The 7,283-nt window shown below is 51.7% G+C and carries 5 protein-coding genes, 1 rRNA gene and 2 pseudogenes; 2 read left to right on the forward strand and 6 right to left on the reverse strand.

The annotated features are described in order from the left end of the window. Positions 1-159 (reverse strand): IS1 family transposase (locus BFF42_RS08335; RefSeq protein WP_032277379.1); only part of this gene is annotated, 159 nt, incomplete at its 3' end. Between the two features lie 57 nt (positions 160-216). Here BFF42_RS08335 and BFF42_RS08340 point away from each other — a divergent pair. After that, positions 217-465: pseudogene (locus BFF42_RS08340) on the forward strand (hypothetical protein); the annotation flags it as partial. Here BFF42_RS08340 and aceK read toward each other — a convergent pair. From aceK to metA, 4 genes are all read right to left on the reverse strand, one after another. After that, on the reverse strand, positions 434-2,170 hold the full coding sequence (gene aceK / locus BFF42_RS08345; protein WP_001137202.1) for a bifunctional isocitrate dehydrogenase kinase/phosphatase: 1,737 nt from the start codon (positions 2,168-2,170) through the stop codon (positions 434-436). The pseudogene BFF42_RS08340 and the gene aceK sit on opposite strands and share 32 nt — an antisense overlap. Positions 2,171-2,352: 182 nt before the next feature. Then, entirely contained in the window at positions 2,353-3,657 is a 1,305-nt protein-coding gene (gene aceA, locus BFF42_RS08350; RefSeq protein WP_012421424.1) for an isocitrate lyase, read from the reverse strand. A 29-nt stretch (positions 3,658-3,686) separates the two neighbouring features. Next, the gene (gene aceB / locus BFF42_RS08355) at positions 3,687-5,288 is read right to left on the reverse strand and encodes a malate synthase A (protein WP_000138893.1); all 1,602 of its coding nucleotides are present in this window, start codon (positions 5,286-5,288) and stop codon (positions 3,687-3,689) included. Between the two features lie 268 nt (positions 5,289-5,556). Beyond that, a complete protein-coding gene (gene metA, locus BFF42_RS08360; RefSeq protein ID WP_001122787.1) occupies positions 5,557-6,486 on the reverse strand; it encodes a homoserine O-acetyltransferase MetA in 930 nt (309 codons plus the stop codon). Between the two features lie 156 nt (positions 6,487-6,642). Here metA and BFF42_RS08365 point away from each other — a divergent pair. Next, positions 6,643-7,090, forward strand: a pseudogene (locus BFF42_RS08365) (acetyltransferase). 116 nt (positions 7,091-7,206) lie between these two features. Here BFF42_RS08365 and rrf read toward each other — a convergent pair. Then, a 5S ribosomal RNA gene (gene rrf, locus BFF42_RS28560) occupies positions 7,207-7,283 on the reverse strand; the annotation flags it as partial.

Consider the following 7,283-nt stretch of genomic DNA (forward strand, 5'->3'; position numbering starts at 1 on the left):
GTGCGTACCGGGCTGAGAGGCGGTGTAAGTGAACTGTAGTTGCCATGTTTTACGGCAATGAGAGCAGAGATAGCGCTGATGTCCGGCAGTGCTTTTGCCGTTACGCACCACGCCTTCAGTAGCGGAGCAGGAAGGACATCTGATGGAAATGGAAGCCACGCAAGCACCTTAAAATCACCATCATACACTAAATCAGTAAGTTGGCAGCATTACCCTGACCATGCACGCCTGTTTGGATTTACCGCTGAAGATATTATGGATTTTTGGCAACACAAAGCGCCACAAAAATACTCTGCCTTTGAGTTGGCTTTTGAATTTGGTCACCGGGTTATTGCTGAATTAATCCTTAATACATTAAATAAGATGGCTGAAAGCTTTGGCTTTACGGATAACCCTCGATACATTGCGGAGAAAAATTATATGGAAGCTTTACTCAAAAAAGCATCTCCCCATACCGTACGCTAAATCTTTGCCTGCGCCGATACGCATAAACATCTTCCACATGCCCTTCACGTATGCGGTTTTGTAGTGCGCGCCAGTAATCAGCGCGGAACAGGTCGGCGTGCATCTCTTCAAACAGCGGACCAATACGCGGGTCGGCGCATAGCCAGTGGCGAAACTCTTCCGGGAAAACATCGCCCGGCGAGACGCTGTACCACGGTTCGCTGGCAAGTTCGTCTTCCGGATAGCGCGGCGGCGGGATGTCGCGGAAATTCACTTCCGTCATGTAGCAAATTTCATCGTAATCATAAAAAACCACACGCCCGTGACGGGTGACACCGAAGTTTTTAAACAGCATGTCGCCAGGAAAAATGTTAGCAGCGGCAAGCTGGCGAATAGCGTTACCGTATTCTTCAATGGCGTCGCGCAACTGCTGACCTTCCACTTGTTCCAGCCAGATATTGAGCGGCACCATCCGCCGCTCGATATAGAGATGGCGAATTACAATCTGCTCACCAAGATCGGTGATTTTTTCCGCTGCTTCCTGGAGCAGTAATTCCATTAATGCCGGGGAAATATGCCGCTTCTCCAGCACAAAGTTTTCAAACTCCTGGGTGTCCGCCATTCGGCCCACACGGTCGTGCTCTTTCACCAGTTGATAGCAGGCACGAACGTGAGCGGCAGACATCTCTTTCTGCGGCGCGAACTTGTCTTTGATGACTTTGAATACCCGATCAAAGCCCGGCAGCGTAAACACCAACATCACCATTCCACGAATACCCGGCGCTTCAATGAACTGCTCATTACAGCCCTGTAGATAAACGAGATATTCGCGGTAGCTTTCGGTTTTGGCGTGCTTCTGGCAGCCGATAGCCATATACAATTCAGCAGTGGTTTTACCTGGCAGAATTTCCCGTAGCCACTCGACCAGCGCTGCGGGCAGCGGTGCATAAACCATAAAATAAGAACGCGCAAAGCCAAAAACAATGCTCGCTTCGGCGGTCGTCGTCAGGCAGGTATCAATAAATAACTCGCCGTCGTCCGTCTGGTGGATCGGCAGTAAGAAGGGCAACGTGCCGGAAGGCGTGATCAGTTTGCCCACCAGCCAGGCGGCTTTATTGCGGTAAAACAGTTCGTTCGCCACCTGTAAATGACTTTCCGCGAGGTTGTCTGTCCCCAGCGTTTCCGTCAGATGGCGAATGATGTAATGAATGTCACGGCTTTTATTCTGCCAGCGCAGGCGCAGCGGCAGGTCGCTGATAACGCGCATCAGTAGAGATTCCCAGCCGTGATCGGGGTGAAAGTCTTTCGCCAGCGGGCGGGGAATGGTACGAAAGCTGCGCTCTGGCTGAGAGCTAAAGATAAAAAGCCGCTCGGGAGTAAGCGAGCGGTGGTCAAATAACCGACAGTACACGGAGTTAAAAAAGCTCTCCGCAATCTCGAAGCGCGGGTAATCCGGCAACAGCCGCGTGTAATGCTCTTTAACGCGCAGTAAAAATGCCGCGTCCGTACTTTGGCCGTTAGTAATGCAGCGCAGTTGCTCCACGACCAGACCAACGTGATGATCGTAAAGATGGATACGGTTTTTCATCGCCAGCTGGACAGCATGCCAGTCGGCCTGTTCGAAACGCTGCTGCGCCCCGGAAGTCACTTCGAGGAATCGACCATACTGAGCGTCGAAGCCTTGCAAAATGGTTTGAGCAATCAGTAATTCCAGGCCACGCGGCATTTAGCGCCCTCATCAGGAGCAGAGAATTGCCGGATGCGGCGTAAATGCCTTATCCGGCCTACGTTCGGCAACGGCTGTAGGCATGATAAGACGCGCAAGCGTCGCATCAGGCATCGTGCACCGATTGCCGGATGCGGCGTGAACGCCTTATCCGGCCTACAGTCAGCAACGGTTGTTGTTGCTTAGAACTGCGATTCTTCAGTGGAGCCGGTCAGCGCGGTGACTGAAGACGTGCCGCCCTGAATAATAGTCGTCACTTTATCGAAGTAACCTGTACCCACTTCCTGCTGGTGAGATACGAAGGTATAGCCATCTTTCGCGGCGGCAAATTCCGGCTGCTGCACTTTCTCAACGTAGTGCTTCATACCCTCGCCCTGGGCATAGGCGTTTGCCAGGTCAAACATGTTGAACCACATGCTGTGGATACCTGCCAGGGTGATGAACTGGAACTTGTAGCCCATATCCGACAGCTGCTGCTGGAAGCTGGCAATAGTTTTGTCGTCGAGGTTTTTCTGCCAGTTGAACGACGGCGAGCAGTTATAAGCCAGCAGTTTGCCCGGATATTTCGCGTGGATAGCTTGTGCAAAGCGACGCGCCAGTTCCAGATCCGGCGTGGAGGTTTCACACCAGACCAGGTCAGCATATGGCGCATACGCCAGGCCACGGCTGATCGCTTGCTCAATGCCCGCATGAGTACGGAAGAAGCCTTCACTGGTACGCTCGCCGGTAATAAATTCGCTGTCATACGGGTCGCAATCGGAGGTGATCAGATCCGCTGCATCGGCATCGGTACGAGCAACCAGTAGGGTTGGAACGCCCGTCACGTCAGCTGCCAGACGCGCCGCGACCAGTTTCTGAATAGCTTCTTGAGTTGGCACCAAAACTTTGCCGCCCATGTGACCGCATTTCTTCACTGACGCCAGCTGATCTTCGAAGTGAACTGCCGCTGCACCGGCTTCAATCATCGCTTTCATCAGTTCAAAGGCATTCAGGACACCGCCAAAACCGGCTTCCGCATCGGCAACGATCGGCAGGAAGTAATCGACATAGCGCGGATCGCCCGGCTCAATGCCCGCGGACCATTGGATCTGATCCGCACGGCGGAAAGTATTGTTGATCCGCTCCACCACAGCTGGCACCGAGTTTGCCGGATAGAGCGACTGATCCGGATACATGCTGGCCGCCAGGTTAGCGTCCGCCGCTACCTGCCATCCCGACAGATAGACTGCTTCAATACCCGCTTTCGCCTGTTGCAGCGCCTGACCGCCAGTCAGTGCACCGAGGCTGTTGATGTAGCCTTTTTTCGACTCGCCATGCAGCAGACGCCACATTCTCGCCGCGCCCAGTTGCGCCAGGGTGCATTCAGGATTGACTGAACCGCGTAATTTCACCACATCTTCCGCGCTGTATGGGCGAGTAATGCCTTCCCAACGCGGTTGAGTCCACTCTTTCTGTAATTCTTCAATTTGTTGTGTACGGGTTTTCATGTGCAGATGCTCCATAGTTATGTGGTGGTTTACGCTAACAGGCAGTAGCCTGGCAGGGTCAGGAAATCAATTAACTCATCGGAAGTGGTGATCTGTTCCATCAAGCGTGCGGCATCGTCAAAACGCCCCTGGGAGAAACGTTCTTCGCCCAGTTCGCTGGCAATGACTTTCATCTCTTCGCCCAGCATCTGGCGGAACAAGGCTTTAGTTACCGGTTTGCCATTGCTCAACATTTTTTGATGATGGATCCACTGCCAGATTGAGGTACGGGAAATTTCAGCCGTCGCCGCATCTTCCATCAGGCCATAAATCGGCACACAGCCGTTGCCAGAGATCCACGCTTCGATGTACTGCACGGCTACGCGAATATTTGCGCGCATACCTTCTTCGGTGCGTTCACCGTCACAAGGTGCCAGTAGCTGATCGGCAGTAATCGGCGCGTCTTGTTCGCGCATCACTTCAAGCTGATTTTTACGGGAGCCGAGAATGTCGTTGAATACCGCCATTGCCGTATCCGCAAGGCCTGGGTGAGCGATCCATGTGCCATCGTGACCGTTATTGGCTTCCAGCGATTTATCCGCTTTTACTTTGTTGAGCACCTGGTTATTGTGCTCTTCATCTTTGCTCGGAATAAACGCCGCCATGCCGCCCATCGCAAAAGCACCGCGTTTATGGCAGGTTTTAATCAACAGGCGTGAGTAAGCATTCAGGAATGGTTTATCCATCGTCACTGCCTGTCTGTCTGGCAGGACGCGATCGGGATAGTTTTTCAACGTTTTGATATAGCTGAAGATGTAATCCCAACGACCGCAGTTCAGACCAACAATATGGTCACGCAGCGCGTGAAGGATTTCATCCATCTGGAACACGGCGGGCAGCGTTTCAATCAGCAACGTCGCCTTGATGGTGCCGCGCGGCAGATTAAAGCGATCTTCTGCATAGCTGAAGACTTCGCTCCACCAGGCCGCTTCCTGCCAGGACTGGGTTTTCGGCAGATAGAAATAGGGACCACTGCCCTTTGCCAACAGAGCCTGATAGTTGTGGAAGAAATAGAGCGCAAAATCAAACAGGCTGCCGGGGATTGCCTCACCACGCCAGGTGACATGTTTTTCCGGCAAGTGCAGACCGCGTACCCGACAAATCAAAACCGCTGGATTGGGCTTGAGCTGGTAAATTTTGCCTGCTTCATTGGTATAGCTGATGGTACCGTTAACTGCATCACGCAGGTTAATTTGCCCGTCGATCACTTTGTTCCAGTCCGGGGCCAGTGAATCTTCGAAATCGGCCATAAAGACTTTCACATTGGCGTTGAGCGCGTTGATCACCATCTTGCGCTCTACCGGGCCAGTTATCTCTACGCGGCGGTCTTCTAAGTCCGCAGGAATCCCGCGAATTTTCCAATCAGCATCGCAAATGGAAGCTGTTTCCGAAATAAAATCAGGCAACGTTCCGTTATCAATATCTTGCTGCTGCTGAATGCGCGCTGCCAGAAGTTTATTTCGTTGTGGCGTAAAATGCGTCACCAGCTCAGTCAGAAATTCTACCGCTTCGGCAGTAAGAATTTGCTTCTCCTGCTCGCCATACGGCCTTGTGAAAGCCAGTTCATCGGTTGTTGTTGCCTGTTCAGTCATCGTGCAGCTCCTCGTCATGGATCCGAAAACTTCCCCACTGTGAACGAAGGATCGTTGTGCGCTTTTCGTTCAGCACAACTAAGACCACTCATTTAAAATGCAAAATCAAAAACAATTTCCATTTTAATTAAAAATATTTGATAACTTATTGATAACAATGTGAATAAAATTTATTCACCTCCTGAGGTGCGTTTCGGAAATAAAAAAGGCACCCGAAGGTGCCTGAGGTAAGGTGCTGAATCGCTTAACGCTCGACTATCACAGAAGATTAATCCAGCGTTGGATTCATGTGCCGTAGATCGTATGGCGTGATCTGATAGACGTAATAGTTGAGCCAGTTGGTAAACAGCAAATTACCGTGACTACGCCAGCTCGCTCGCGGTGTATTTTGCGGATCATTGTGCGGGAAATAGTTATACGGTACTTCCGGGTCTAGTCCGGCTTCCACATCGCGGAAATATTCCTGCGCCAGCGTTTGCGCATCATATTCGGGATGGCCCGTCACAAAGGCAATGCGCTTATCTTTGCTGGCAAACAGATATGCATCCCCTTCTTCCGTCTCTGCCAGAATTTCCAGATCGGTGTAATCACGAATCAACGCTGCCGGAAAGTCAGCATAGCGCGAATGTGGTGCCAGGAATGAATCATCAAAGCCACGCGTCAGAAGCGCATGAGGATGGAGAATATGATGCTCGTAAACGCCAGAGAGTTTGTCGGTGCGAGTTTGCTTAGGAATGCCGTAGAGGATATTGAGCGCGGCCTGTACCGCCCAGCAGACAAACAGCGTCGAGGTGACGTGATCTTTCGACCACTCCAGCACCTGTTTGATCTGCGGCCAGTAAGCGACATCATTAAACTCCACCAGGCCCAGCGGCGCACCGGTTACAATCAGACCGTCAAAGTTCTGTTCCTGAATATCTTCAAAGTTACAGTAGAAGTTGTTCAGATGCTCTGCGGGCGTGTTGCGCGATTCACGGGAATCGATGCGCAACAGCTGAATATCGACCTGCAAAGGTGAGTTTGAAAGCAGGCGCAGAAACTGATTTTCAGTTTCAATCTTCTTCGGCATCAGGTTAAGGATCAGAACCTTAAGTGGACGAATTTCCTGACCAGACGCACGAGAAGTTGTCATCACAAAGACGTTTTCTTCACGCAAGAAATTGACGGCGGGTAGCTCGTCCGGCACACGAATCGGCATAACCTGATTACCTCACTACATACACTTATACGTTTAGACATCCAGATAGCTGAAGATAACCAGAAAATTTGCCAATGTCGAGCCTGCATGTTGAAGGTGAGAAAGTTTCAAGGAAAAGACTACGTTAGAATATAAGAATGACTAAAAGGAGAGAAAATGGTTATTAGTATTCGCCGCTCACGGCATGAGGAAGGGGAGGAACTCGTTGCGATTTGGTGTCGATCTGTCGATGCCACACACGATTTTTTATCAGCAGAGTATCGGGCCGAGCTGGAGGTGCTAGCTAGTTCGTTCCTTCCTGCCGGAAGCGCCGTTGTGGGTCGCGGTTAATGAACGGGATCAGCCGGTTGGGTTTATGTTGTTAAGTGGGCAGCATATGGATGCGCTGTTTATCGATCCTGATGTGTGCGGCTGCGGCGTGGGTCGGATGCTGGTGGAGCATGCGCTCTCGATGGCACCGGAACTGACAACCAACGTTAATGAGCAAAATGAGCAGGCGGTTGGGTTCTATAAGAAGGTGGGTTTTAAGGTTACGGGACGCTCTGAGGTGGACGATTTGGGGAAACCGTATCCGTTGCTGAATCTGGCGTATGTGGGGGAATAAGCCGCCCCTGCCGTGCCTGCCCAGGCTGGAGAAGACGCGCCAGCGTCGCACCCGGCATTTTTTTCACCAACGCAAAAAGGCCCAGTCTTCCGAGCGGGCCTTCTGCTAAATTTGATGCCTGGCAGTTCCCTACTCTCGCATGGGGAGACCCCACACTACCATCGGCGCTACGGCGTTTCACTTCTGAGTTCGG

Source organism: Shigella sp. FC1661, assembly GCF_001712525.1.
GTDB classification, from domain to species: Bacteria; Pseudomonadota; Gammaproteobacteria; order Enterobacterales; family Enterobacteriaceae; genus Escherichia; species Escherichia coli.